Source organism: Streptomyces sp. NPDC006691 (assembly GCF_042869955.1).
Taxonomy (GTDB): domain Bacteria; phylum Actinomycetota; class Actinomycetes; order Streptomycetales; family Streptomycetaceae; genus Streptomyces.
Genome location: NZ_JBIAGW010000010.1, coordinates 1 through 26,801, shown reverse-complemented (window position 1 = coordinate 26,801; position 26,801 = coordinate 1). Strand labels below are relative to the sequence as shown.

At 70.5% G+C, this 26,801-nt stretch carries 23 protein-coding genes and 1 rRNA gene; 15 read left to right on the top strand and 9 right to left on the bottom strand.

Annotated features, from left to right (window positions below; translation table 11 throughout):
* The first annotated feature begins 151 nt into the window (after window positions 1-151).
* From ACFYNP_RS22055 to pstB, 7 genes are all read left to right on the top strand, one after another.
* Window positions 152-2,377 carry an RNA degradosome polyphosphate kinase gene (locus ACFYNP_RS22055; RefSeq protein WP_199846579.1) on the top strand — a complete coding sequence of 742 codons (2,226 nt, stop codon included), beginning with the start codon at window positions 152-154 and terminating at the stop codon, window positions 2,375-2,377.
* On the top strand, window positions 2,364-3,542 hold the full coding sequence (locus ACFYNP_RS22050) for a CHAD domain-containing protein (protein WP_388787435.1): 1,179 nt from the start codon (window positions 2,364-2,366) through the stop codon (window positions 3,540-3,542). The genes ACFYNP_RS22055 and ACFYNP_RS22050 overlap by 14 nt, the downstream gene beginning before the upstream one ends.
* The gene (locus ACFYNP_RS22045) at window positions 3,539-3,967 is read left to right on the top strand and encodes an NUDIX hydrolase (protein ID WP_388420556.1); all 429 of its coding nucleotides are present in this window, start codon (window positions 3,539-3,541) and stop codon (window positions 3,965-3,967) included. The genes ACFYNP_RS22050 and ACFYNP_RS22045 overlap by 4 nt, the downstream gene beginning before the upstream one ends.
* A 331-nt stretch (window positions 3,968-4,298) precedes the next feature.
* On the top strand, window positions 4,299-5,441 hold the full coding sequence (gene pstS, locus ACFYNP_RS22040) for a phosphate ABC transporter substrate-binding protein PstS (RefSeq protein WP_100577826.1): 1,143 nt from the start codon (window positions 4,299-4,301) through the stop codon (window positions 5,439-5,441).
* A gap of 137 nt (window positions 5,442-5,578) precedes the next feature.
* Entirely contained in the window at window positions 5,579-6,577 is a 999-nt protein-coding gene (gene pstC, locus ACFYNP_RS22035; RefSeq protein ID WP_388420555.1) for a phosphate ABC transporter permease subunit PstC, read from the top strand.
* Window positions 6,578-6,677: 100 nt separating this feature from the next.
* The gene (gene pstA, locus ACFYNP_RS22030) at window positions 6,678-7,754 is read left to right on the top strand and encodes a phosphate ABC transporter permease PstA (RefSeq protein ID WP_388420554.1); all 1,077 of its coding nucleotides are present in this window, start codon (window positions 6,678-6,680) and stop codon (window positions 7,752-7,754) included.
* A 77-nt stretch (window positions 7,755-7,831) separates the two neighbouring features.
* A complete protein-coding gene (gene pstB, locus ACFYNP_RS22025) occupies window positions 7,832-8,608 on the top strand; it encodes a phosphate ABC transporter ATP-binding protein PstB (protein WP_388420553.1) in 777 nt (258 codons plus the stop codon).
* Window positions 8,609-9,635: 1,027 nt separating this feature from the next.
* Here the strand turns inward: pstB and ACFYNP_RS22020 are convergent.
* Window positions 9,636-10,634, bottom strand: coding sequence for an inorganic phosphate transporter (locus ACFYNP_RS22020; RefSeq protein ID WP_100577830.1), 999 nt, complete (start codon window positions 10,632-10,634; stop codon window positions 9,636-9,638).
* 7 nt (window positions 10,635-10,641) lie between these two features.
* A complete protein-coding gene (locus tag ACFYNP_RS22015) occupies window positions 10,642-11,262 on the bottom strand; it encodes a DUF47 domain-containing protein (RefSeq protein WP_053729022.1) in 621 nt (206 codons plus the stop codon).
* A 252-nt stretch (window positions 11,263-11,514) separates the two neighbouring features.
* Here ACFYNP_RS22015 and ACFYNP_RS22010 point away from each other — a divergent pair, with 252 nt between their 5' ends.
* Window positions 11,515-11,859, top strand: coding sequence for a metal-sensitive transcriptional regulator (locus ACFYNP_RS22010; protein WP_345259546.1), 345 nt, complete (start codon window positions 11,515-11,517; stop codon window positions 11,857-11,859).
* Window positions 11,860-12,190: 331 nt separating this feature from the next.
* On the opposite strand, the gene ACFYNP_RS22005 is transcribed toward ACFYNP_RS22010, so the two are convergent.
* Both ACFYNP_RS22005 and ACFYNP_RS22000 read right to left on the bottom strand, forming a co-directional pair.
* Entirely contained in the window at window positions 12,191-12,382 is a 192-nt protein-coding gene (locus ACFYNP_RS22005; RefSeq protein ID WP_388787432.1) for a hypothetical protein, read from the bottom strand.
* A gap of 150 nt (window positions 12,383-12,532) precedes the next feature.
* Window positions 12,533-13,324, bottom strand: a complete 792-nt coding sequence (locus ACFYNP_RS22000) for a hypothetical protein (protein ID WP_388787429.1) — start codon at window positions 13,322-13,324, stop codon at window positions 12,533-12,535.
* A gap of 338 nt (window positions 13,325-13,662) precedes the next feature.
* Here ACFYNP_RS22000 and ACFYNP_RS21995 point away from each other — a divergent pair, with 338 nt between their 5' ends.
* Window positions 13,663-15,243 carry an FAD-binding oxidoreductase gene (locus ACFYNP_RS21995; RefSeq protein WP_388787427.1) on the top strand — a complete coding sequence of 527 codons (1,581 nt, stop codon included), beginning with the start codon at window positions 13,663-13,665 and terminating at the stop codon, window positions 15,241-15,243.
* A 66-nt stretch (window positions 15,244-15,309) separates the two neighbouring features.
* On the opposite strand, the gene ACFYNP_RS21990 is transcribed toward ACFYNP_RS21995, so the two are convergent.
* The 3 genes from ACFYNP_RS21990 to ACFYNP_RS21980 all read right to left on the bottom strand — a co-directional run bounded on the left by ACFYNP_RS21990 (window position 15,310) and on the right by ACFYNP_RS21980 (window position 18,405).
* Window positions 15,310-16,014, bottom strand: a complete 705-nt coding sequence (locus ACFYNP_RS21990) for a phosphatase PAP2 family protein (RefSeq protein WP_388420549.1) — start codon at window positions 16,012-16,014, stop codon at window positions 15,310-15,312.
* A gap of 202 nt (window positions 16,015-16,216) precedes the next feature.
* A complete protein-coding gene (locus tag ACFYNP_RS21985) occupies window positions 16,217-17,224 on the bottom strand; it encodes an NlpC/P60 family protein (RefSeq protein ID WP_388787424.1) in 1,008 nt (335 codons plus the stop codon).
* 221 nt (window positions 17,225-17,445) lie between these two features.
* A complete protein-coding gene (locus ACFYNP_RS21980; RefSeq protein ID WP_388787421.1) occupies window positions 17,446-18,405 on the bottom strand; it encodes a trypsin-like serine peptidase in 960 nt (319 codons plus the stop codon).
* Window positions 18,406-18,809: 404 nt separating this feature from the next.
* Between ACFYNP_RS21980 and ACFYNP_RS21975 the strand changes: the two genes are divergently transcribed.
* The 6 genes from ACFYNP_RS21975 (at window position 18,810) to ACFYNP_RS21950 (ending at window position 26,080) form a co-directional block, all read left to right on the top strand.
* Window positions 18,810-19,118 (top strand): hypothetical protein, encoded by a 309-nt coding sequence (locus ACFYNP_RS21975; protein ID WP_053729027.1) that lies wholly within the window; start codon window positions 18,810-18,812, stop codon window positions 19,116-19,118.
* Window positions 19,119-19,292: 174 nt separating this feature from the next.
* Window positions 19,293-20,156, top strand: a complete 864-nt coding sequence (locus tag ACFYNP_RS21970; RefSeq protein WP_388787418.1) for a hypothetical protein — start codon at window positions 19,293-19,295, stop codon at window positions 20,154-20,156.
* Window positions 20,146-21,507 (top strand): hypothetical protein, encoded by a 1,362-nt coding sequence (locus tag ACFYNP_RS21965; RefSeq protein ID WP_388787415.1) that lies wholly within the window; start codon window positions 20,146-20,148, stop codon window positions 21,505-21,507. The genes ACFYNP_RS21970 and ACFYNP_RS21965 overlap by 11 nt, the downstream gene beginning before the upstream one ends.
* The gene (locus ACFYNP_RS21960) at window positions 21,504-23,051 is read left to right on the top strand and encodes an SCO6880 family protein (protein WP_167158194.1); all 1,548 of its coding nucleotides are present in this window, start codon (window positions 21,504-21,506) and stop codon (window positions 23,049-23,051) included. The genes ACFYNP_RS21965 and ACFYNP_RS21960 overlap by 4 nt, the downstream gene beginning before the upstream one ends.
* Window positions 23,052-23,070: 19 nt before the next feature.
* Window positions 23,071-24,495: an ATP-binding protein gene (locus ACFYNP_RS21955; RefSeq protein WP_388420544.1), complete on the top strand. Its 1,425-nt coding sequence runs from the start codon at window positions 23,071-23,073 to the stop codon at window positions 24,493-24,495.
* Between the two features lies 1 nt (window position 24,496).
* Entirely contained in the window at window positions 24,497-26,080 is a 1,584-nt protein-coding gene (locus ACFYNP_RS21950; RefSeq protein ID WP_388787412.1) for a type IV secretory system conjugative DNA transfer family protein, read from the top strand.
* A 6-nt stretch (window positions 26,081-26,086) separates the two neighbouring features.
* Here the strand turns inward: ACFYNP_RS21950 and ACFYNP_RS21945 are convergent, their stop codons facing one another.
* Together ACFYNP_RS21945 and rrf are read right to left on the bottom strand one after the other, a co-directional pair.
* Window positions 26,087-26,632, bottom strand: coding sequence for a GNAT family N-acetyltransferase (locus tag ACFYNP_RS21945; protein WP_388787766.1), 546 nt, complete (start codon window positions 26,630-26,632; stop codon window positions 26,087-26,089).
* Window positions 26,633-26,716: 84 nt separating this feature from the next.
* A 5S ribosomal RNA gene (gene rrf, locus ACFYNP_RS21940) occupies window positions 26,717-26,801 on the bottom strand; the annotation flags it as partial.

The following is a 26,801-nucleotide window of genomic DNA, read 5'->3' as shown; positions in this document are numbered from 1 at the left end:
GCCATTCAGACGCGCTTGCGACGCTCGCGTAATGAAGCCGCCGGCGCCCGTCCCCCGGAACGGAACAGTTCCCCCGCCCAGAACCCCCCGGGCCCTCACTCCCGCGCTCTCCGACGCGCTGGAGGACCCAGGTGCGCGGAACAATGGGGACATGAGCCAGCAGCCCAGCGCCGATGTCCCGCTCAAGCCCGCCCAGCCGTCCGTCGGCTCCATAGCCGCGCACCGGCCGCACACACTCGCGGCCGCCGTCTCCGATCTGGAGCCGGACCTCGACGCGGACCTGGACGCCTACGAGGACGAGAGCGAGGGCGACGAGCTGCCCTCGGGCCGGTTCCTGGACCGGGAGCGCAGCTGGCTCGCGTTCAACGAGCGCGTCCTGGAGCTCGCCGAGGACCCGGCGACCCCGCTCCTCGAACGGGCGAACTTCCTGGCGATCTTCGCCTCGAACCTGGACGAGTTCTTCATGGTCCGGGTGGCCGGACTCAAGCGCCGCATCGCGACCGGCGTGGCCACCCGGTCCGCCTCGGGCCTCCAGCCCCGCGAGGTCCTCGACCTGATCTGGACCCGCTCGCGCGAGCTCATGGCCCGGCACGCCGCTTGCTACCAGCAGGACGTGGCCCCGGCCCTGGCCGACGAGGGCATCCACCTCATCCGCTGGCCGGACCTCACCGAGAAGGAGCAGGCCCGGCTCTTCACCCTGTTCCGGCAGCAGATCTTCCCGGTCCTGACCCCGCTGGCCGTGGACCCCGCGCACCCCTTCCCGTACATCTCGGGGCTCTCGCTCAACCTCGCCGTGGTGGTGCGCAACCCGGTCTCGGGCCACCGCCACTTCGCGCGCGTGAAGGTACCGCCGCTGCTCTCCCGCTTCCTGGAGGCCTCGCCGCAGCGCTACGTACCCCTTGAGGACGTCATCGCCGCGCACCTGGAGGAGCTGTTCCCCGGCATGGAGGTGCTCGCGCACCACATGTTCCGGGTGACGCGCAACGAGGACCTCGAAGTCGAGGAGGACGACGCCGAGAACCTGCTCCAGGCCCTGGAGAAGGAGCTCATGCGGCGCCGCTTCGGACCGCCGGTGCGCCTGGAGGTCGAGGAGTCCATCGACCCCTACGTACTCGACCTGCTGGTAAGGGAGTTGAAGATCTCGGACGCCGAGGTCTACCCGCTGCCCGGCCTGCTCGACCTGACCGGTCTGTTCGGGATCTCCGCGCTGGACCGGCCGGAGCTGAAGTTCCCCAAGTTCGTCGCGGGCACCCACCGCGACCTCGCCGAGGTCGAGTCCGCCTCCGCGCCCGACATCTTCGCGGCGGTGCGCGAGCGGGACGTACTGCTCCACCACCCCTACGACTCGTTCTCCACCTCGGTGCAGGCCTTCCTGGAGCAGGCCGCCTCCGACCCGGACGTGCTCGCCATCAAGCAGACGCTGTACCGGACTTCGGGCGATTCGCCGATCGTGGACGCGCTGATAGACGCGGCCGAGTCGGGCAAGCAGGTGCTCGTCCTCGTCGAGATCAAGGCGCGCTTCGACGAGCAGGCCAACATCAAGTGGGCGCGCAAGCTGGAGGAGTCCGGCTGTCACGTCGTCTACGGGCTCGTCGGCCTCAAGACGCACTGCAAGCTGTCGCTCGTGGTGCGCCAGGAGGGCGATACCCTGCGCCGCTACAGCCACGTCGGCACCGGCAACTACCACCCCAAGACGGCCCGGCTGTACGAGGACCTGGGGCTGCTCACCGCCGACCCGCAGGTCGGCGCGGACCTCTCGGACCTCTTCAACCGGCTGTCCGGATACTCCCGCAGGGAGACCTACCGCCGACTGCTCGTGGCCCCCAAGTCCCTGCGGGACGGCCTGGTTTCGCGGATCAACAAGGAGATCGCCCACCAGCACGCCGGGCGCCCCGCCTACGTCCGCATCAAGGTCAACTCGATGGTGGACGAGGCCGTCATCGACGCCTGCTACCGGGCGTCGCAGGCCGGCGTACCGGTCGACGTCTGGGTCCGCGGCATCTGCGCGATACGGCCCGGAGTCGCCGGGCTCTCGGAGAACATCCGGGTGCGCTCGATCCTCGGCCGCTTCCTGGAACATTCGCGGGTCTTCGCCTTCGGCAACGGCGGCGAGCCCGAAGTCTGGTTCGGCAGCGCCGACATGATGCACCGCAACCTCGACCGACGCATCGAGGCACTGGTCCGGGTCGCCGACCCGGCCCACCGCGCGGCCCTGAGCCGGCTCCTGGAGACCGGGATGTCGGACAGCACCTCGTCCTGGCACCTGGGCGCCGACGGGAACTGGACCCGGCACTCGACCGACGCCGAGGGCCAGCCGCTGCGGAACGTACAGGAGATGCTGATAGACGCCCGGAGGCGCCGGCGTGCAACGCCCTGAGAACACCGCCGGAATCGCCGGAGTCGCCGGGACCAGCGGGTCCGGCGGATTCACCGGGACCGCCGGGACCGCCGGAATCGCCAGGCCCGCCGGGACCACCGGGCCCGCAGGAGTCGCCCCCCTGGCCGGACAGGAGCTGGCGGGCGAGATCCTCGCCCCCTATCTCCACGAACAGGCGGCGGAATTCCTGCGCGGCCTGCGCCTCCACCGTGAGGCGGGGCCCGACAACCAGTCCACCGAGGAGGCCGCCCACGCCCTGCGTGCCGCGGCCCGCCGCATCAGCGCGACCCTGCACACCTTCCGGCCGCTCCTCGAAACCGCCTGGGCCGACCAGCTCCGGGCCGAACTCGCCTGGCTGTCCGGCACGTTGGCGGGCGAGCACGCCTGCTCGGCCCGGCTCACCCGGCTCCTGGACGCCCTGCACCGGCTGTCCGGCCACCGGGTGCCACCGCCACGCGGCGACACCGGCACGCTCACCGTGGGCGCGGCCCGCGCGGCCGCCCTGCTCGACCGGCAGCTCACCCTGGCCCGAACCCGGGCCCACTCGTCGGCGCTCCAGGCGCTCGGTTCCTCCCGCTTCCACGCGGTGGCGGACGCGGTCGCGCTGCTCGCCAGCGAGGTGCCGCTGGCCCCGGCCGCCGCCGCCCACGCCTGCGAGGTGCTCGCGCCCGCGGCCCTGGAGGCCCAGGACCGGCTGGACCGGGCGGTGGCCGCGCTGCCGCTGGCCCGGGCGGCGCACCCGTACAACGCGGAGGCCCTGGTCCAGGAGAGCGAAAGCCAGGACAGCCCCTGGCACCAGGTGCGGCTGCTGCTCCGGCTGCACCGGTACGCGCAGGAGGTACTGCACCACGGGCTCGACGAGCACGAGGCACCCGAGCGGCTGCTGGCCGCGGGCCGCGCCCTGGACCGGCACCGGGACGCGGCCGAGGCCGCCGCGGCCGCGTCCGCCGCGGCCCGCACGCCCCGGATCGCCCCGGCCACCGCGTACGCGCTCGGCGTGCTGCACGCCGATCAACGGCACGAGGTGGAGGCCGCGCGTTTCGCCTTCCAGCGGATCTGGCAGCCTGTGGCGGTGACCCAAGCAGCGTCAGCGACCACAGCCACGTCGGCGTCCACGGCCGCCCCGGCGACCACGGCAGCGTCGGCGACCACGGCCGCCCCATGAGTACCGCACCCGACGGAACCGTCCTCGCCGCGGGATGTGTCCTGTGGCGCCGCTCCCCCTGGGGCGACGGCGGCATCGAGATCTGCCTCGTGCACCGGCCCAAGTACGACGACTGGTCGCACCCCAAAGGCAAGCTGAAGCGGGACGAGACCGCGCTGGACGGCGCGCTGCGCGAGGTCCTGGAGGAGACCGGGTTCGCGTGCGCGCCGGGCGCGGTGCTGCCCACCGCCCACTACACGGACGGCCAGGGCCGCCCCAAACGCGTCCAGTACTGGGCCGCCGAGGCGGGCGAGGGGCGCTTCACCGCGAACGACGAGGTCGACCGGTTGCTCTGGCTGACGCCGCCGGCCGCCCATCACCGCCTGACCCACCCGCGCGACCGCCAGCTGGTCCTCGCGCTGCTCGACGCGCTGCACTCGGCCTGAGATCCGCCCTGAGGTCCGCCTGAGGCCCGCCTGAGATCCGCCCGGAACCCGGCCCCGGTGGGGGCGGGGCGGGGCGCCGGGCCGGTTCCGGGCGGGCGCGGGACCACCGCGGATGCGGTTCCGTATGCCTGCTGAACACGAACCGGTAACGGTCGGCACCGCACTGCCCGCCACGGTTCACCTTCCGTTAACTCTTCCCCGCCGACCACTTCACCTGTTCTGCCTAATTTCGGCCTTACACGGTGCACGGCATCCCGCCCTCACCGCCCATCCAACGCACGCCGCCGTACAACGAACGGAAACCGGCGGCTCCCGGAAGGAACACCCGAAAGTGAAGCTTCAGCGCAAGAACCGGCTCCGCGCCACCGCCCTCGGCGTCATCGCCGTGTCCAGCGCCCTGGCCCTCACGGCGTGCGGCAGCGACAACAACAGCGGCGGCGGGAGCACGGGCGGCAGCGGTGACAAGACCACCGGGGCGGCCTCCAGCGTGAAGTGCGACGGCGCCAAGGGCCAGCTCCTGGCGTCCGGCTCGTCCGCGCAGAAGAACGCCATGGACCTGTGGGTCAAGAACTACATGGCCGCCTGCAAGGACGCGCAGGTCAACTACAAGTCGTCCTCCTCCGGTGACGGCATCGTCGCGTTCACCCAGGGCACGGTCGGCTTCGCCGGCTCCGACTCGCCGCTCAACCCGCAGCAGGTCGAGGACTCGAAGAAGGTCTGCTCCGGCGGCCAGGGCATCAACCTGCCGATGGTCGGCGGCCCGATCGCGGTCGGCTTCCACGTCGAGGGCGTCGACAGCCTGGTCCTGGACGCCTCCACGATCGCCAAGATCTTCAACGGCAAGATCACCAAGTGGAACGACGAGGCGATCACCAAGCTCAACCCGAGCGCCAAGCTCCCCGACCTCGCGATCCAGGCCTTCCACCGCTCCACGGACTCGGGCACCACCGAGAACCTCACCAAGTACCTCTCCGCGACCGCCAAGACCGACTGGCCCTACCCGCCGGCCAAGAAGTGGGCCGCCTCCGGCGGTCAGGCCGCCTCCGGCTCGGGCGACGTCGCCGCCCAGGTCAAGCAGGTCAACGGCGCGATCGGCTACTTCGAGCTCTCCTACGCCGCCTCGCAGTCCATCAAGACGGTCGACATCAACACCGGCGCCTCTGCCCCGGTCAAGGCGACCGCCGAGAACGCCTCCAAGGCCATCGCCGCCGCGAAGATCGCGGGCACCGGCAAGGACCTGGCCCTGAAGCTCGACTACACGACCAAGGCCGACGGCGCCTACCCGCTGGTCCTCGTCACGTACGAGGTCGCCTGCGACAAGGGCAACAAGCCGGCGACGCTGGGCGCGGTCAAGTCCTTCCTGGCCTACACCGCCAGCGCGGACGGCCAGAAGCTGCTCTCCGACGCCAGCTACGCCCCGATCCCGGCCGAGATCAACGCCAAGGTTCTTGAGACGGTCAACTCCCTCTCCTAGAACCACAGTTGAGCCGCCGGGCCGAAGACCCGGCGGCTCAGGTGGGGCGGGGGCCCCGATCCGGCCCCCGCCGCACACCATCCGGTGCACCGCCGCCAGGGGACCCATCAAGTCCCCGCCCACAGACCGGAAAGATCATGGCTTCTTCCATAGCAACCGACACACCGCCACCACCCGCTCCCGCTTCCGCGCAGCGCCGCAAGCAGTCCACCGGCCGCGCGGGCGACAAGATCTTCCTCGGACTCTCCCGGGGCTCCGGCATCTTCCTGCTGGTCGTCATGGCGGCCATCGCCATCTTCCTCAGTGTCCGGGCGGGCATCGCCATCTCGAAGGACCAGGGCAACTTCCTGACCACCTTCGACTGGGACCCGGCCGGCAACCCGCCGGTGTTCGGCATCGCGGTCCTGCTCTTCGGCACCGTCGTCAGCTCGATCATCGCGATGGTCATCGCGGTTCCGATCGCCGTCGGCATCGCCCTGTTCATCTCGCACTACGCGCCGCGCAAGCTGGCCGCGCCCCTCGCCTACGTGGTCGACCTGCTCGCCGCGGTGCCCTCGATCGTCTACGGCGTGTGGGGCGCCCTGTTCCTGGTGCCCTACCTCGGCGGGCTCAACGACTGGCTCGACCAGTACATGGGCTGGACGTACGTCTTCGAGAAGACCGAAGTCGGCGTCGCACGCTCGATGTTCACCGTCGGCATCCTGCTCGCGATCATGATCCTGCCGATCGTGACCAGCGTCAGCCGCGAGGTCTTCCTCCAGGTCCCGCGCATGAACGAGGAGGCCGCCCTGGCCCTCGGCGCGACCCGCTGGGAAGTCATCCGCCTCTCCGTCCTGCCTTTCGGCCGCTCGGGCGTGATCTCCGCCTCGATGCTGGGCCTGGGCCGCGCGCTCGGCGAGACGATGGCCGTCGCCACGGTCCTGTCCCCCAGTTACGTCCTGTCGCTGCACGTCCTCGACCCGGGCGGCGGCACCTTCGCGCAGAACATCGCCGCGAAGTTCGACGAGTCCAACCAGCTCGGCCGGGACGCGCTGATCGCCTCCGGTCTCGTCCTCTTCGTGCTGACGCTGCTGGTCAACGGCGCCGCTCGCATGATCATCGCGCGCCGCAAGGAGTACTCGGGGGCCAACGCGTGAGCCCCGCCGAGCCGCGAGGCCGCCGCCTCGCCGAGCCGCGAGCCCTGTGCTTCGCCGAGCCCCGAGCCCTCCGCCCCGCAGCCCCCGAAGGGAGCCCCGCATGAGCCACGTAGCCGTATCCGACGCCCGGCCCGCCACCCCGGCCCCCCACAAGGGCAGCCTCAGCGCCCGCTCGCTTCCGCGCTGGGCGGGAGCCGGCTTCGCGGTCGTCTCCGTCGCGCTCGCGGTCGGCATCGGCCTCGTCTTCGACCTCCACAGCAAGGTTCAGTGGGGCCTGATCGCGGCGCTGCTCTTCATCCTCGTCTCGTACGCGGTCACCACGGCCGTCGAGAACAAGCGGCAGGCCAAGGACCGGGTGGCGACCTCCCTGGTCTGGGTCTGCTTCATCCTCGCCGTGATCCCGCTGGCCTCCCTGCTGTGGACGACGATCAGCCGCGGCACCAAGGTCCTCAACGGATACTTCCTGTCCCACTCGATGGCCGGCGTCCCCGGCTTCGAGACCGGCGGCGGCGTCTACCACGCGCTGATCGGCACCCTGGAGCAGGTCGGCCTCGCCACCCTGATCTCGGCCCCGCTCGGCCTGCTCGCCGCGGTCTACCTGGTGGAGTACGGCAAGGGCGCGCTCGCCAAGGCCGTGACCTTCTTCGTGGACGTCATGACGGGCATCCCGTCCATCGTGGCCGGCCTGTTCATCCTGACCCTGATGCTGATGTTCGACCTGGGTCCCTCGGGCTTCATGGGCTCGCTCGCCCTCGCCATCCTGATGCTGCCGGTCGTGGTCCGCTCCACCGAGGAGATGCTCAAGCTCGTACCGAACGAGCTGCGCGAGGCCGCCCTCGCCCTCGGCGTACCGAAGTGGCGCATGATCCTGAAGGTGGTCCTGCCGACCGCGATCGGCGGCATCACCACCGGCGTCATGCTCGCGATCGCCCGCATCGCCGGTGAGACCGCCCCGATCATGCTGCTGGTCTTCGGCAACCAGCTGATCAACACCAACCCGTTCCAGGGTGCTCAGTCCTCGCTCCCCTTCTACATCTGGGAGCAGTACCGGGTCGGCAGCGACGCGGCGTACGACCGCGCCTGGGCCGCCGCCCTGGTCCTGATCGCCTTCGTCATGATCCTCAATCTGGTGGCTCGCGGCATCGCCCGCTGGAAGGCCCCCAAGACCGGTCGCTGACGCGACACCCTTCGGCCCCGCCGGGCGGGGCCACCCAGCGACCGTCTCGCCATCCCGAAAGAAGCAGTGATCAAGTCATGGCCAAGCGAATCGACGTATCGGGCCTCTCCGCCTACTACGGCGCCCACAAGGCGATCGACGACATCTCGATGACCGTGGAGCCGCGCTCCGTGACCGCCTTCATCGGCCCCTCCGGCTGCGGCAAGTCCACGTTCCTGCGCACCCTGAACCGCATGCACGAGGTGACCCCCGGCGGGCGCGTCGAGGGCAAGGTCCTCCTGGACGACGAGAACCTGTACGGCTCCGCGGTCGACCCGGTGGCCGTGCGCCGCACGGTCGGCATGGTCTTCCAGCGTCCCAACCCGTTCCCGACGATGTCGATCTTCGACAACGTGGCGGCGGGGCTGCGGCTGAACGGCACGTTCAAGAAGAGCGAGCTGGCCGACGTGGTCGAAAAGTCCCTCAAGGGCGCGAACCTCTGGAACGAGGTCAAGGACCGCCTCAACAAGCCCGGTTCCGGTCTGTCGGGCGGGCAGCAGCAGCGGCTGTGCATCGCGCGGGCGATCGCGGTGGAGCCGGACGTGCTGCTCATGGACGAGCCCTGCTCGGCGCTCGACCCGATCTCGACGCTCGCGATCGAGGATCTGATCGGGGAGCTGAAGGAGCGCTTCACGATCGTGATCGTGACGCACAACATGCAGCAGGCCGCGCGGGTCTCCGACCGGACGGCCTTCTTCAACCTCTCGGCGGTCGGGCAGCCCGGCAAGCTGATCGAGATCGACGAGACCGAGCGGATCTTCTCCAACCCTTCCGTGCAGGCCACGGAGGACTACATCTCGGGCCGGTTCGGCTAGGCCGCGGCCCGTCCCCGACCGTCTGCGGTGCTGCATGGCGGTGCCACCGCCAGACGAACGGCCCGCCTCCCGCCCCGCGGGAGGCGGGCCCTTTCCCTACGCCGGGGGGTTTGCCCACCCGCCCGCCCGTGACCCGGGGTTGGTCGGCTCCGGGCCCCTGGGGCTCCGCCCCAGACCCCGGGGAAGCCCCCCCACCCCGCCCGCCCGTGCGGCCGGTTGAAGGGTTCAGCTCCCTGGGGCTCCGCCCCAGACCCCGGGGGGTTTGCCCACCCGCCCGCCCGTGCGGCCGGTTGAAGGGTTCAGCTCCCTGGGGCTGCGCCCCAGACCCCCTTGAGGGGCTGCGCCCCTCGAACCCCGGGCGGGGGCGGGGGCTCTGCCCCCTGCACCCCCGTCGCGCCTAAAGGGCGCTCGTCCTCAATCTCCCCCAAGGCCTTAAGGGCCAGGGGGGACCCCCATGACGGGCTGAAGTGCCCGATGCGGGCCAGCACCGCGGCCTTCAGGGGCGCGGGGAACTGCGCGAGAAGCGACCACGGTCCGCACCCGCAAACGGGACCCGGGGCGCAGCCCCCGGAAGCCCACCCACCCTCGTTTCACCCCCGGATGGCTTAGGGAAGGATGGTCGGGCTGAAATGCCCGATGCGGGCCAGCACCAAGGCTTTTAGGGGCGCGGGGAACTGCGCGAGAAGCGAGCACGGTCCGCGGACAAAAACGGGGTTCAGGGGCTTTCAGGGGCTCGGGGCCACGCCATCGGCGCGACCCCACCGCGGTGGGCACGACCAGCCACCCACGCCCCGCACCCGAAGAAGCGGGGCCCCGGGCGCACCCCCGGAAGCCCACCCACCCCAATTCGCCCCATTCATCCCCATTCCACCCCCGGAGGGTTGCGGGAAGGGGCGGGGAGGGGCAAACCCCCGGGGCCCGGGGCAGCGCCCCAGGAGCTCAGCGCCAACAGCACCAACGCCAAAACCCCGCCCCCCGGCGGAGCCGGAACGCGGGGTCAGGACCAGGGCAGAGCCCAAAGGCGGGGCTAGCTGAAGAAGACGTGGACCAGCAGATAGCTCAGCGCAGCGACCAGCGCCGCCGCGGGCATCGTGATGAACCACCCCAGAATGATGTTCTTCGCGACCCCCCACCGCACCGCGTTGACCCGCTTGGTCGCCCCCACACCCATGATCGCCGAGGTGATCACATGCGTCGTGGAGATCGGCGCCTGGAACAGGAACGACGACCCGAACATGATCGACGCCCCCGTCGCCTCCGCGGCGAACCCCTGCGGCGGGTCGAGCTCGATGATCTTCCGCCCCAGCGTGCGCATGATCCGCCAGCCACCCGCGTACGTACCGAGCGACAGCATCGCCGCGCACGCGATCTTGACCCAGATCGGGATCTCCGAGCCGGCGTCCTGCACATCGGCGATGACCAGCGCCATCATCACGATGCCCATGGTCTTCTGCGCGTCCTGGAGGCCGTGGCCGAGCGCCATGCCGGCCGCCGAGACGGTCTGCGCGATGCGGAACCCGCGCTTGGCCTTGTGCGGGTTCGCCTTGCGGAACATCCACAGGATCGCGCACATCACCAGGTAGCCGACCACCAGGCCGACCACCGGTGAGACGAACATCGGGATGACGATCTTGTCGAGCACCCCCGACCAGTACACGGTCGTACCGCCCGCGAGGGCAGCTCCGACCATGCCGCCGAACAGGGCGTGCGACGACGAGGACGGCAGCCCGAAGTACCAGGTGACCAGGTTCCAGATGATCGCGCCGACCAGCGCCGCGAACAGGATCCCCATCCCCTTGTTGCCCTCGGGCGTGGAGATGAGCCCCTCGCTCACCGTCTTGGCGACGCCGCTGCCGAGGAAGGCACCGGCGAGGTTCATCACGGCGGCCATCGCGAGCGCGGCCCGCGGGGTCAGCGCCCGCGTCGAGACCGACGTGGCGATGGCGTTCGCCGAGTCGTGAAAGCCGTTCGTGTACGTGAATCCGAGCGCGACGCCAATGGTCACGATCAAAGCAAAGGTGTCCATGACCGGGTCAGGACTCCTTGACGGCGATGGTCTCCACCGTGTTCGCCACGTGCTCGAACGCGTCCGCCGCCTCTTCGAGTACGTCCACGATCTGCTTCAGCTTGAGCACCTCGATGGCGTCGTACTTGCCGTTGAAGAGGTGGGCGAGCAGCTTGCGGTGGATCTGGTCGGCCTGGTTCTCCAGGCGGTTGACCTCGATCCAGTACTCGGTCAGATTGGACATCGTCCGCAGGTTCGGCATCGCCTCGGCGGTCAGCACGGCCGCCCGGTTGAGTACCTCGATCTGCTGCTCGACGCCCTTGGGCAGTTCCTCCACGTTGTAGAGGACGACCAGGTCGACGGCCTCCTCCATGAAGTCCATGATGTCGTCGAGGCACGAGGCGAGGTTGTAGATGTCCTCGCGGTCGAACGGCGTGATGAAGGAGGAGTTCAGCTGGTGGAAGATCGCGTGGGTGGCATCGTCCCCCGCGTGCTCCGCTGCCCGCATACGCTCCGCGATCTCGGCCCGGGACGCGGAATCCGCTCCGAGCAGTTCCATGAGGAGCTTCGAGCCCGTGACGATGTTGTCCGCGGATGCGGAGAACATGTCGTAGAAGCTCGTCTCCCTGGGGGTCAGACGAAAGCGCACGTGGGGTCCTCGGAGTGCTTGGGATTCGGTCAGGCTGATGCTAGGCGCATCATCCGGCCACGGCTAACCGGCGTTCTTCAGTGTCGCCCATCAGGCACAGTGATCAGCACGGGCCCCCGCCAGGGATCCGGAAATTCGTTACCATATACCCATGAGGGGTATCACTCCCCTTGCCCCACAAGGCAGGCCACCAGGCACACGGCAGGCCACCGGGCACATGGCAGACCACTTGGCAGACAACGGGAGGACGCGATGACGACCACCGAGGCAGCCGGCCCCCCGGTCGAGACCCCTGTGACCGATCACGACCGCGGCGTGCACGGCTATCACCAGCAGAAGGACGAGCACCTCAAGCGGCTGCGGCGGATCGAGGGCCAGATCCGCGGCCTCCAGCGCATGGTCGACGAGGACGTCTACTGCATCGACATACTCACCCAGGTCTCCGCGTCCACCAAGGCGTTGCAGTCCTTCGCGCTCCAGCTCCTGGAGGAGCACCTGCGGCACTGCGTCGCCGACGCGGCGGTCAAGGGGGGCGACGAGATCGACGCGAAGGTGGAAGAGGCCACCAAGGCCATCGCCCGCATGATGCGCACCTGAACGGCGCTCGCCCTCCATCTCCCCCAAGGCCTCAAGGGCCGGCGGGGACCCCATGACGGGCCGAGGTTCCCCGCACCGGCCGGCACCGGTACCGCCAGGGGCGCGGGGAACTGCGCGAACGGCCACGCACGGTGCGAGCCCGAAAAGGGGTTCAGGGGCGCGGGGAACTGCGCGAGCAATCCCGCACGATCCGCAGAGTCCGCAGAGTCCGCAGACGAACAGTGCCCAGCCTTCCCGCACTCCCGGCGCACCCGCTCCCGGCGCACCCGCACCCCCGAGGCACCCGGACCGACACCCACACTCGCACCGGCACCGCACCGGCACCAAGGGGCTACCGGGACCTGGCCCCGGGTGGTGGGGGCGGGCACGGGCGGCCGACGTTCAGGACCTCGTCGATGAGGTCCGGACTGAGCCGGTCCCCCTCCGCCGCAGACGCCGCGATCATCAACTCACCGCACAGTTCGATCTCGACGAGGGCCACGTGGTCCTGGACGGTCGCACCGCGAAGCGAAGCCACGCTCATCACCTCTTCCTCGACCTCTTCCCGCTCTTCCGCTCTTCCACCGTCGCCCGCTCGGCTTCCTAGCGTAGGGAGGGGGACACGGACCGCGCATGGCACGGACGGACCATTTCCGCCACCCCCGGCCCACCTGAGGGGGCCATATCTGGCTGATTACGGCTGGATCTTCCCGTCGTAGATGTCCCGCGCCTCCGGCAGCCGTACGCCGACCGCCGCCCCGAACCCGTAGAGGAGCGTCGTCGAGGCCACCGCGACGGGCCGGCCCCGGTTGACGTAGCTGAACTGCTGGCGCACCTTGCACAGCCGGCCCGACTCGTCGAAGTACGCGTCGAACGGCACCACGGCTGTGGAGAACCCTTTCGCCACCTTCGCGGGCAGCGCCGTGCTCCCCCGGTAGTGGCGCACCCTCACCCCGGCAAGGCTCTCCTCGCCGACGTACGTCACGTCCCGCGCGCCGCGCAGCAGTTCGGCGGCCGCGTACGGATCCGTGGCGCCGCCCGTGACCAGGTTGCCGTCGGCCAGCGCGGCCGTGTCGACCCGTACCCATTTGTCCGCGGGCACCCCGGCTCCCCGGTTCTTCATGTAGAGCGCGCCCGGCGCGAGGACCTCGGTGATCGGGCGCTGTTCCGCCGCGCCCTTGACGTCCTTGGGCAGCATCACCGTCAACTGCCCGGTCCGGTGCCGGAAGTCGTAGGTGCCCTCGCCGCGGATGGTGACCCGGGTGCCCCCAGTGGCCATCTCCAGGGAGGTGGTGGCCTGTGAACTGCCTGCCCCCACCAGGCGGTCGGCCGCCGAGCGCACCAGCGCGGCCGGATCGGGTGCGGGACCGCTCGCCATCTCCGCGGTGCTCCCACCGCATCCGGCCGCCGCCGCGATCGCGCCGCCCACCAGTACGGCGGTCACGATCGCACCCGCTCGCCCGGCTCCGTGCCGTTGCACCACCATCGCCGCCGAACCCCCAACGCCCTTGGCATAGCCCGTACTCCTAACGACCGCGGTACGGCCGCCGTCACGCCCGCAGTACGGTGGTGAGGTGCCCCACCAGACCACCATCACGGAACGCGGCAGCTTCGCAGTGGCCCGTTGCTCCTGCGGCTGGACGGGCCCGGCCCGCCGGAGCCGCGACCGAGCCCGCACGGACGCCGAATCCCACCCCTCCCCGAACCCGACCCCGTCCGCCGGCTGAGCCGAGGGCCCGAGGCCCGGAACCCTTCCCCCGGTTCGGGAAGGGGCGGCCCGGGGAAGGAGCCAGCCCAGCGCCCCCCACGCCCCCGGGAGCCCCCATGCGCCGCCGCACCCTCCTGACCGCCGCCACCGGCACCGCCGCCGCCCTCGTCACCTCCGGCTGCGGCAGCACCGCGCACCCGGAACCCGCGCCGACCGGCACCGCCCCGCCGCCGCCCGCCGGCACCGCGAGCCGTGCCCCGGCACCGAGCGCCTCGGCCCCGGCGGACTGGAACGCGCTGGCGCACTCCCTGGAGGGCAAGCTCGTCCGTCCCGACGACGCCGACTACGCCGCCGCCCGCCAGCTCTACAACACCCGCTTCGACGACCAGAAGCCCGACGCCGTGGCGTACGTGGCGCACGAGGCCGACGTCCAGGAGTGCCTCGCCTACGCCCGCGCCCACCACGCCCCGATATCCGTCCGCAGCGGCGGCCACGACTACGCCGGCTGGTCCTCGGGGACGGGCCGGCTGGTCATCGACGTGTCACGGCTGAACACCGTGTCGGCCGACGGCACCATCGGCGCGGGCGCCCGCCTCCTCGACGTCTACACCGGCCTCGCCAAGACCGGTCGCACCATCCCGGGCGGCTCCTGCCCCACCGTCGGCGTCTCCGGCCTGACCCTCGGCGGCGGCCACGGCGTCACGGCCCGCGCCTACGGGCTGGCCTGCGACAGCCTGACCTCCGTGAGCCTCGTCACCGCCGATGGCCGAAAACTGACGGCGAGCGAGAAGCAGAACCCCGATCTGTTCTGGGCCCTGCGCGGCGCGGGCAACGGCAACTTCGGCGTGGTCACCGGGCTCGGTTTCCGTACGCACGAGGCCCCGCAGGGCGTCACCGCCTATCTCACCTGGCCCTGGCGCCAGGCGCAGGCGGTGATCGCGGCCTGGCAGGAGTGGGGGCCCGACCAGGCCGACGAGATCTGGTCCGCCGCCCATCTGGCGGGCGGTGCCGGCGGCGGCAACCCGACGCTGACCGTCTCCGCGTTCTCCCTCGGCTCGTACGGCGAGCTCCAGAACGCCCTGGACCGCCTCGCCGACCGGGCGGGCGCCTCCGCCTCCTCGGTGTCCCTGCACCACACCGGGTTCCAGGACGCGATGCTGCTCTACGGCGGGTGTTCCACCTTCAGCCAGGCCCAGTGCCATCTGCCCGGACGGACCCCGGGCCGCAGCCCGCAGGGAGTCCTCCAGCGCGAGACGTACGCTGCGAAGTCCGACTTCTTCACCCGGGCGATACCGGCGGCAGGAGTACGTCAACTCCTCAGCGGAGCACGGGAGTTCACCGATATCCCGGCCGCCGACGGCGGGGGCGGCGGGACCGTCGTGCTCACCGCGCTCGGCGGCGCGATCAACCGGGTCGACCCCGGCGCCACCGCCTTCGTGCACCGCACCTCACGGGTGCTCGCCCAGTACATCGCCTCGTGGCGGCCCGGTACTTCCGGCGCCACCCAGCAGTCCTGGCTGACGCGTACGCACGACGCGATGCGCCCGTACGCCTCGGGCGCGGCCTACCAGAACTACCCGGACCCCGCGCTCACCGACTGGCGCACGGCCTACTACGGCACGGCCGCGCCGCGCCTGGCCGCGCTGAAGAAGCAGTACGACCCGGACCGGCTCTTCGACTTCCCCCAAGCCCTCTGACGGGCCCTCTGAACAAGCAGGGCCGGGCGGGGGACGTCAGGCCCTAGCAGGGCCGGGCGGGGGACGTCAGGCCGCGAGGTCGCGCTCCTCGGGCCCCGAGTGCTCGACCGCACCGCCGGGCGCGGCCGGCACCACCGTCAGGGCCTTGCGCGAATGCACCAGGAGGCCGAGCCGCGGCGAGCGGGCGACGGCCGCGACGACCGGGGTGAGCAGCAGCTGGGCGAGCGGGGCGAGCAGCAGCGTGACCGCCGTGCCGAGCGCGAACCCGCCGACGACGTCGGTCGGGTAGTGCACGCCCATGTAGATCCGGCAGAACCCTTCGAGCAGGGCGAGGCCGAGCGCGATCAGGCCGAACTTCCGGTTGGCGACGAACAGTCCGGCGCCGAGGGCCATGGCGAGGGTGGCGTGGTCGCTGACGAACGAGAAGTCGCTCTTGCCGCCGACCAGGACGTCGAGTCCCTTGTGGTCCAGGAAGGGCCGGGGCCGCTGCACGAAGCCGCGGATGGGGATGTTGACCAGGACGGCGATCCCGGCGGCCAGCGGCGCCCACACGATCCCGGCGACGGACGCGACCGCCGCCTGCCGGTCCGCCGCGCGCCGCACGCTCCACCAGCACCACAGCACGACGAGCACGAGGCCGAGCAGGATCCCGTACTCCCCGACGAAGGCCATGGCCCGGTCGAGCCAGGAGGGGGCGTCCTTGGCGAGTCCGTTGATGTCGTAGAGCAGGCTGACATCGGGATTCGCTCCGTCGAATGCGAGTCCAGCCATGCTGCGGCCCCTTGCCTTGATCCGTCCTGCTACCAACCCCCGTGGTCAGTACGTACATCAGTCACTGTCCAGGGAACGCCTTCTGCGGCGGCCGCGTTCCACTCTCCACTGAATGATCACCTCGACGTTATCGAAGAGTGACGAATAGCCCCAGCTCAGGGCCTTGGCTTCACGGAGAGTTCCAGCCATCGAAGGGCCTTGTTCAGGCCCCTGGTTGGGGAGTGGGCAGGGCCGCCGCGCCGTCCTTGGTGACGCGGGTGGCGCCGAAGTAGTCGGGCGCGTCGATCTTGTCGAAGCGGATGACCGCACCGGTGTACGGGGCGTTGATCATGTATCCGCCGCCCACGTAGAGCCCCACGTGGTGGATGGCCCTGGAGTTGCCGAGGTCGGTCGAGAAGAACACCAGGTCCCCCGGGAGCAGCTCGTTGCGGGCGGGGTGCGGGCCGGCGTTGTACTGGTCGTTGGCGACACGCGGCAGCGTGATCCCGACGGTCTGGTACGCGGCCTGCGTAAGCCCCGAACAGTCGAAACGCCCCCCTTGCTCGGGCGTCCCCTCCCCGCCCCAGAGGTAAGGCGTGCCGAGCTTCTGCTGCGCGTAGTAGATCGCCCCGGCCGCCTGCTGCGAGGGCTGCACCCGGCCGACGGGGGCGGCGAAGCTCTTCTCCAGGGAGCGGATGGTCTTCACATAGCCCTGGGTTTCCTTGTACGGCGGAACGCCCTGGTACTTGATGACCGCGTACGCGCCCGCGTTGTACGCGGCCAGCATGTTGTCGCTCGCGTCGCCGGGCACGTCCTTGACGTATTTGGCCAATTCGCAGTCGTAGGACGCCGCTGACGGAATGGCATCGGCCGGGTCCCAGATGTCCCGTTTGCCGTCGCCGTTGCCGTCGATCCCGTGGCTCGCCCAGGTGGCGGGCATGAACTGGGCGATGCCCTGCGCGTTGACCGGGCTGACGGCGGTGGTCTTCCAGCCGCTCTCCGAGTAGAGCTGAGCGGCGAGCATCGCCGGGTTGAGACTGGGGCAGTAGTCGCCCCACTTCTGCACGAGCGGCTGGTAGAGCGCGGGCACGGCCCCCTTGGCGAGGCCGACGGCCCCGCCCGCCCGGGAGGCGAGCCCGGCGGCGGCCGAGTACGTACCGACGACGAGCAGCGCGACGAAGCTCAGGCACACCCCGAACCCGATCCCGCCGACCACCCAGACTCTGCGCACCCCTCAACCCTCCCCCATCGAGGCGCGGTTCACCGCCACTTCGCCCGCACTCGTGTCGGACCCTCGCTCATTCGGCCAGGAACCCGACGCGCCACAGGGCCGTGATCCACCGGTCCGCCGCGATCCACCGGGCCCATATGACGGTACGTCACTGTCCAGGCCGCGCGGGAGTGTTCGCCGTGGCCCACGGCCAACCGTCGCGGAGCCCGTACGCCCCGGTCTCAGCTCCAGGGAATCAAGACGGTGAGCAACCGCAGGACCTGTCCGGTCCACGCCTCGGGGGCGGACTTGGCGCCGGAGGACGCGGGGGCGGGCCCGGAGGTCGCCGGTGCCTTGGCCTCCGGCGTCGCGGACGGGGCCGGCGCGGCCGGGGACGGGGACGCGGTCGGAGCCGCCGGCTTCGGCATACCCGCGGTGTTCGCCAGCTGGAACAGGGACTTGACCTTCGGCCCGAAGACGATGCTGTAGGAGACGTCGGGGTCGTCCCCGCCGAACTGGTACCCGCCGATGACCCCCGCCACCGCCCCGCCCTCGACGACCCACGGGCTGCCGCTGGTGCCGCCCGGGAAGTCGGGGCACTCGATGCGCTGCTGGGTGTCCCCGTACGCCACGGCCGTGTTCGCGCAGACCTGCGGGACCTCGGTGTCGGCCGGGTAGCCGGTCAGCGTCGCGGACTCCCCGGTGGCCCGGCCCGCGAACAGCGGGGCGGCGCCCACCACGTCCTCGATCTGCTTGCCCCCCTGCGAGCCCGGCCCGAGGACCGCGAAGGCGACATCGCTGTCCTGGTCGCCGTCCTCGGTCCAGCTGTCCTCCTCGTACACCGACTCCACGGGCCACGTCCCGTACGGCGCGGAACCGTCCCGGTAGGCGGGCGCGAACACCGCCTTGCCGCCCTCCGACTCGTCCGCGGGCAGGCAGTGCGCGGCGGTGACGATGACGTCGTGGCCCGAGCTCTGCACCACCGACGCGGTGCAGTAGTGCCCGTCGTCCAGGCCCCCCTTGAACAGCGCCCCCACCCGGGCGTTGTCGGCGGTGGCCGGAGCCGTCGCGGTCCGGCCGGCCGCCCCCGCGTCACTGGCTCCCAGCGCCGGTATGACGAGGAGCACGGCCGCGGCGGACAGCGCGCCGACCCTTCCGCGACCGGTCGCGAATCTCGTCCCGAAGATGCCAGTGCGCTTCATACGGTGCGTCTCCTGGAGGTCGGCGGGCGTGCTTGCTGACTGCGAACACTCTGACTCTCGCTGCCCCGGCTGAGAGCGACCATGAACCTTTTCTGAGAAGTTTCTATGAACGGCCCGTCGCTCCGACCTGCGCCGTCGGCCTCCGACACGACAAGCGGCCCAAGGGTGTAACAACGACAGTCATTGCCCGGAGTCACCCTGCGTGATACACAGAGTGACCATACGCGTTTTCGCATACAGCCGATTCACCGCAGGTCAGGGCGGTTCTACGGGCACATGTGTGCGGGGGCGGGTAAAGAGAGGCGCCAAGGCGTCCTACTCCGCCGGTTTCATCAGCGAAGATAGAACCTGACCCATGCCATGGGGCAGGGGCATCGAACTACCCGACAGGGGCGGTGAGTTACATGTACCTGGCAGCCGGAAAAGGCGACATCACCACCATCATCGGCGGAATCGCCCCCAACTGGGGGCCGTTCGGGACGCTCGGCAACGAGGCCCGCATCATGGTGGAGGTGGTGATGGCGGTCGCCATCCTCCTCTGCCTCGGCATCGCGGTATGGGGTGCGGCCAAGCAGCGGATCGGAGCGACGGCGCTGCGCGACACCTTCAGCGCCGAACAGGGCAAGGGCCTGATCGTGGCCGGCCTGACCGGAGTCTTCATCATCGGCTCCCTGGGCACGCTCTTCACCATCGTTTACGGGATGGCCGTCTGACCCCGCGTCAGCCGCATCGCCACCCCTTCCGTCCCCCTCACACCACCCGTCCGTCGTGCCCACCGGCAGAGGTTGCGTCTCCCTGATGTCGAGTCACCACACCGCGCCCGCGCGGCAACCAGCACGGCTACCGTCGTACTACGCGGATTCGTACACGGCCGAGGGGGCGCAGGCATGAGTTTCGACGACGAGCCGGGCCACGTCGGGGGCGACCCCGGCCGCGGCGACGACCGCTTCAGCACGCTCGGCGGCACCCGGCAGACCCGTACGCGCATGCCCGAGACGACCGGCGACGTCTACGGCGGCGCCCGCCGCCCCCAGCGCACCTCGCGCTCGCTCGTGATGGTGGTCGGCGTCGTGGTCCTGCTCGTGGCCGCGATCGCCTTCGCCAACAGAGGCGGCGACGGCTCCGCCACCACCCCCGACAACCCGGCCAAGCCCGGCGCGGCCGAGCCGACGGCGGCGACGGGCACGAAGCCGGTGGCGGGGAAGCAGGGGGGGATCGCTTCTGGGTTCGCCCACGATGAGCAAGGGGCGCAGTCGGCAGCCTCGAACTACGCCGTGGTGCTCGGGTCCACCGGCATGTTCAAGAAGGACAGCCGCCACCGCATCGTGGACTCGACCTACACCAGCGAAGCCGCCGAAGGCCTGAAAGGGCCTCAGGATGGCGCCTACTCAACCGACTTCCTGAAGAAGCTCGGGCTCGACGCGGACGGCAATCCGCCTCAGGGCAACACATTCGTGTCCCGCACCATCCCGGTAGGCACCAAGGTGGTGAGCTACAGCGCGGACAGCGCGAAAGTCGCGGTCTGGTACACCGGCCTCATCGGCATGTCCGGCCCGGGCTCGACCGACCCCGTACGCACAACGTGGAAGACCTGGACCTTCGATCTGAAGTGGTCCAGCAACGACTGGAAGATCGCCACCGACACTCAGGTCGATGGGCCGGCCCCAGTCCCCGGCGATGTCGCTGCGTCCAGCGCCGATGTCATCAGCAAGGCCGTCGAGGAGTACGGAGGCTTCACCTATGCCAGGTAGTCCTCGCCCCCGCATCCGATTGCTCGCCGGGTTGTTCGTGACTGTGCAGACCACAGCGGTACTGCTCGCGACCCGAGCCGTGGCGGCCCCCACACCTGCACCCACGCCGACCCCGACTCCCTCACCGAGCGCCAGCAACAACCCCTGCGATCTTTTGATCGGGCCCGCCAAGCAGTACTGCCAATCCGGCGGAAGCAAGAGCACCACCCCGCCCCCCGGCGACAGCAGCGCCGCCTCCGACCCCCTCACCTCCCTCGCAAAGGGCTGCGCCGACGCCGCCGCCTGGATCGTCGGCAAGCTCTCCGACGCGGTGAAGTCGACCGCGACCGTCGACTTCACCAACCCCAGCTTCCGCACCCAGTACGCCGTCGTCTTCGCCGCCGCCACCTTCCTCACCCTCGTCCTGTGGCTCCTGGCCGTCGCCAAGCGGGCCATCCGCGGGGTGCCGCTCTCGACGGCGATCTCGGAAGCCGTCGGCTTCCTGTGGCTGACCGTGCTCGCCTCCGCGTTCACCCCGCTGATCCTCTACACCGTCGTATCGGCGACGGACGCCGTCACGGAGGCCATCGCCAACGCGACCGGCAACCAGTCGGACGTGTTCTTCGGCTCGTTCTCGGCCGCGCTCAAGAAGGGCACGGACATCGGCGGCGGCCCGATCATGCTGATCGTCGTCGCCCTCGTCTCGATCCTCGCCGCGGGCGTCCTCTTCCTCGAACTGGTCATCCGCGCCGCCCTGTTGTACGTCGGCGCGCTGCTCGGCACCGTCGTCTACGCGGGGCTCGTCGACAAGAACATGTGGGGCCACGTACGCCGCTGGGCGGGCATCATGATCGCCGTGATCATGGTGAAACCCGTCATCGTGATCGTGCTCGGGCTCGCCGGAGCGCTCTCCTCCGGCAAGGGCCCCGACTCCTTCTCGGCCGTCGTCTCGGGCCTCGCCATCATCCTGCTCGCCATTTTCGCCTCGGCGATGATCTACCGGTTCGTGCCCGGCTTCGGCGACGAGATCGCCTCGGCCCGCACCAACCGCAAGCAGGCCACCGACGGCTCCCAGGCCGCCGCCCTCATCTCCTCGCCCGCCGCCCTCGTCTCGCAGGGCATCAAGACCCACAGCGGCCGGGGCAACCAGGGGGGCGGCGCCGCCCAGGCCCGCCCCGCCAACCCCATGTCCGGTGGCGTGGCCGCCCACAGCAGCCGGGGCTCCGGCGGCGGGGTCGGCGGCGGATCTGTCCCCTCCGCCGCACCTCCGCCGCGCAGCGGCTCCGGCCCGACGTCCGGCACGCCGCACACTCACCGCCGTAATTCCGGCGGCACCGCAGGCAACAAGAACACTGGAGGTGGAGGGCGTTGACGACCCAGTCCCAACCGGTCGCGCCCCGCCGTACGTATCTGATCGGCCGCGCCCGGCCGTCGGCCGTCGTCGGCAAGAACCGCGAGACCGGCGAGATCGTACTGATCATCGGCGGCGCGTTCCTCGGCATGATGTGCGGGCTCCTCGTCCCCGTGCTGTCGCTGCGGATCGTGCTCCTGATGGGCTTCCCGTTCCTGGCGCTCGCCGCGGTGTACCTGCCGTACAAGCACCGCACGTTCTACAAGTGGTTTGAGATCAACCGGAGTTACAAGCGCTCGCTCCGTCGCGGCACCGCCTTCCGTTCCGGCGCGGCCGAGGCCGGCGTACGCCTCGACGGGCGCGAGGTCGAGGTGGGCCCGCCGCCCGGCATCGGCCACGTCAACTGGCTCGCCGCCCCCTTCGGCCCCGACGAGATCGCGGTCCTGCTGCACGCGGACCGGCGTACCGTCACCGCCGCCATCGAGATCGAAGGGCCCGGCGTCGGCCTGCGCGACAGCGAGGACCAGGAGGCCCTCGTCGACCGCTTCGGCACGCTGCTCAAGCACGTCGCCAACGGCGACGGCTTCGTGACGCGCCTTCAGATGCTGGCCCGCACCCTGCCCGCCGACCCCGACGCGCACGCCAAGGACGTCGCCCAGCGCGGCGACACCAAGGCCCCCGGCTGGCTCCAGGACTCCTACGAGCAGCTCCAGTCGATGGTGTCGACCTCCAGCGAGCAGCACCGCGCCTACCTCGTGGCCTGCATGCAGTACAGCCGTGAACTGGCCGCCGAGGCCAACGCGATGGCCCGCGCCGCCAACCCGCACGGCCGCAAGCTCGACCGCGACGCCGGTCTCGCCGTCGTCATGGCACGTGAACTCACCGACATCTGCGCCCGGTTGGCCGAGGCGGACATCCGCGTACGCCAGCCGCTCGGCCAGAGCCGGCTCGCCTCGCTCGTGCACTCCATGTACGACCCGGACCACCCCATCGACCACATCCAGGCCATGACCAAGCGCAACGCCTGGCCGGCCGAGCTCGACGCCGTGGAGCCGACCTACCTCCAGGCCAAGACCCGCGAGTCCTCGACACGCGCGCCCTGGTGCCATGCCACGGCCTGGGTGAAGGAGTGGCCGATGACGCCGGTCGGCGTCAACTTCCTCGCCCCGCTGCTCGTCCACACCCCGGACGTGATCCGCACGGTCGCCGTCTGCATGGACCTGGAGCCGACCGAGGTCGCCATCGAGCGCATGCTCACGGAGAAGACCAACGACGAGGCGGAGGCGTCCCGCGCCGCCAAGATGAACCGCACCGTCGACCCGCGCGACATCGCCGCCCACGGCCGTCTCGACCAGCGCGGCGAGGACCTCGCGAGCGGCGCCGCCGGCGTCAACCTGGTCGGCTACATCACGGTGTCCTCGCGTTCGCCGGAGGCCCTCGCCCGCGACAAGCGGACCATCAGAGCCTCCGCGGGCAAGTCGTATCTGAAGCTGGAGTGGTGCGACCGCGAGCACCACCGGGCCTTCGTCAACACCCTGCCGTTCGCGACCGGAATCCGCCGCTAGTTGAGAGGCAGTACCCGCCATGCGAGATCCGCTGTCTCTCGTCTCCGACGCCTTCACCGCCCTGCTGTTCGGCAAGGTGGAGACCACCCGGCTGCCCGTCCGCACCTCCACGGGCCAGGCCCAGGCCGTCTACCTGCCGACGGCCGCCCCCGGCCTCGGCGACTCCGGCGTGATCATCGGGCGTGAGGTGTACAGCGGCAAGGGCTACATCTACGACCCCTTCCAGCTGTACGGACAGCAGCTCCCGGCCCCGCACTGGCTGGTGCTCGGCGAGTCCGGCAACGGCAAGTCGGCGCTTGAGAAGACGTACGTCCTGCGGCAGTTGAGGTTCCGCGACCGCCAGGTCGTCGTCCTCGACGCACAGGGCGAGGACGGCGTCGGCGAGTGGAACCTCATCGCGCGCGAGCTGGGGATAACCCCCATCCGGCTCGACCCGATGACCGCGATGGACGGCGGCATCCGGCTCAACCCCCTGGACCCGGCGATCACCACGACCGGCCAGCTCGCCCTGCTCCGAACGATCATCGAAGTGGCGATGGGGCACGGCCTGGACGAACGCTCGGGCTTCGCCCTCAAGGTGGCGCACGCGTACGTCAACACCACCATCACGGACCGCCAGCCGGTCCTGACCGACATCGTCGAGCAACTGCGCCACCCGGAGGCCGAGTCGGCCGAGGCGATGAACGTCGACATAGAGGACGTACGCGCCTGGGGCCTGGACGTCGCCCTCGTCCTCGACCGCTTGGTCGACGGCGACCTGCGCGGCATGTTCGACGGCCCGACGACGATCGGCATCGACCTGGACGCCCCCCTGATCGTCTTCGACCTCTCGCACATCGACCGCAACTCGATCGCGATGCCGATCCTGATGGCCATCGTCGGCGTCTGGCTGGAGCACACCTGGATCCGCCCCGACCGGAAGAAGCGCATCTTCCTGGTCGAGGAGGCCTGGCACATCATCAACAGCCCCTTCGTGGCACAGCTCTTCCAGCGCCTGCTGAAGTTCGGCCGACGCCTGGGCCTGTCCTTCGTGGCGGTCGTCCACCACCTGAGCGACGTCGTGGACGGAGCCGCGGCCAGGGAGGCGGCGGCCATCCTGAAGATGGCGTCGACGAGGACGATCTACGCGCAGAAGGCCGACGAGGCGAGGGCGACGGGCCGCGTCCTCGGCCTGCCGCGCTGGGCGGTGGAAATCATCCCGACCCTCACCCCGGGCATCGCGGTATGGGACGTGAACGGCAACGTCCAGGTGGTCAAGCACCTGATCACGGAACGCGAACGCCCGCTGGTCTTCACCGACCGCGCGATGACGGAGTCCGCGGCGTCGGACGACATCCTGGCCTCGGAGCTCGACTCCCAGCTCGAATCGGAGACGGAACGCCGAGCCGCGATGATCGAACAACACCTGTCCGCATCCGACTCCCCCGAGTCCACGGTGGCCTGAAGTGAGCGGAACCGGCACCCCGAGAGGCGACCAGCGAGGCATCCCCGATTCCCTCCTGGTCGGCCTCCTGGCCTTCTTGCTCGGCCTGACGGTCCTGGTGTGGACGGCGACGGGCCTGGCCGGCCTGTTCACCCATGGGTCCTGGCCCCCAGGCGTATCGTTCACGCACAGCCCGATGGCCCTGAGATCCCTGGTCACGGCTCCCCAGGACCTGGCGACCGCCTGGCCGGACACCCCGCCCCCGGCCCTCCCGGGCTACGGTCTCTTCTGGGGTCTCCTGATCGGTGAACTCCTGGTCCTGATCGTCCTGACCATCTTCACGCTGGGGACGTTCACGCGCTGGCGGGCGGTACGAGCGAGAGCGAGACAGGACGCGGTGCCCGCGGTGGCTCCCTCCGCCCGGTCCCCCCACCCGGCACCTGCCGTCGTGGAGGCCTCGCCGACTCCCGTCCCCGGCGTCCCGGTCGCTCCGGTCCCCGGGATCCCGGTGCCCGCCCGCGGCCCCGCCGAGCCGTCGGCCTCCGGCACCGAGCAGCCCACCGCGCCCGCCCCCACGCCGGCGGCACCCGCGGTTCCCGAGCCCAGCCCTCCGGCCTGGAGCGTGCCCATCCCGCCGAGCGCGGTCGAGCAGTTCCCCACCCCCCGGGCCGAACAGCCGCACTCCCGGCTCCACTTCGGCCCTCCGGAGACCCGAAGGCCCCGCGCCCTACAGGCGATCCAGGACGCGGAGGGCGCAGCCCTCATCGTCACCTCGGACCCCACCCTGTGGGCAGAGACCAAGGACGCCCGGGCCAAGCTCGGCCCCGTGTACGTCTACGATCCGACCCACCGCTGTGACACCCCCGCCCGACTCCACTGGTCCCCGACCGCCGACTGCGAGGACGCGGACACCGCCGCGGCACGGGCCGCCGCCCTCCTCGCGCCCGTACGCCCCCAGGCCCGCATGGACGCCGCCATGGCGGACACCGCGGAGACCCTGCTGCGCTGCTGGCTGCACGCGGCCGCCCTGGAGAGCCGCGACGGCAGAGCGACGAAGCAACTGCACCGCTGGGCCCAGGGAACGGCCGCCCACGAGGCCGTACGGATCCTGCGTACGCACCCCAAGGCGCAGAGCGGCAGCGCGGGCCTCCTGGAATCGGCCCTCACGGCCTACCCCGAACGCCGGGAAATCGCCCAGCAGTTGACGGCCCGGGCCCTGGGCTGCCTCTCCTCGATCCACATCCGGGACGCCTGCACACCGAACCGAGCAGATTCGCTCGCTCTGGAATCATTCGCGAACGAAGGGGGCACCCTTTATGTGGTGGGCGAAGCGATCGAGGATCCCCGGTCCGACCCCGCCGCGATGCCGCTCCTGACGGCACTCGCCTCAGACGTGGTCGAGCGCGGCCGCCGCATGGCCGAACGGTCATCTGACGGTCGCCTCGACCCACCAATGACGCTCGTCCTCGACGACGTCGCGGCCGTGGCTCCGCTTCCCCGGCTACCGGAGCTGCTGTCGACCGGTCAGGGCCAGGACCTCCCGCTCCTGGTCCTGCTCCGCTCGCCCGAACAGGCGCGGGCCCGCTGGACCGAGGCCCTGACGTAGTCGGCGCTACGGCCGGAGAATCTCCATCTCAAGGTCACGGCCGCCGTCATCGGTCAGCACCGCCGTGAACCCCGTGGGCACGAAGCCGGCCTTCCGGTAGAAGCCCCGGGCGCGCGGGTTGTCCTCGTGCACCAAGAGGCGGACCCGGTTCACCCGCGGCTCCTCCAGGGCCCAGGCCCATTCGAGGGCGGCCGCGAAGAGCCGCTCGGTCAGCCCGATGCCACGGTATTCGGGCCGTACGAAGACACCGACGACATGCGCCTGGGGCGAGGCGACCCGGTTCCCGAAGACGTCATCGGCACCTTCGGCCTCGACGATCACCACCACGTTGCCGGCCCATGCGCCGTCCGGAGCCTCGGCGACGAACTGCCGCACGGACGGGCTCTGCGCATTCCTGGCCCGCTCCTGCCAGAACTCATCGGGCTGCGCGGAGGCGCTTTCGAAGGTGTCGAGAAACGCGACCGGGGCCGCAGGATCGGCGAGCGACGCGAGCCGCAGCTCTTTGACCTTGCGCCACTCATCGGCGCGGACAGGACGTATGACGTGTTCCATAAACCGATACTGCCACAACGCGAAAAAGCCCCGCATCAGATCCATATTTCTACAGACCATGATGCGGGGCTTTCCCCAAAAATTGTTCGGCGGCGTCCTACTCTCCCACAGGGTCCCCCCTGCAGTACCATCGGCGCTGAAAGGCTTAGCTTCCGGGTTCGGAATGTAA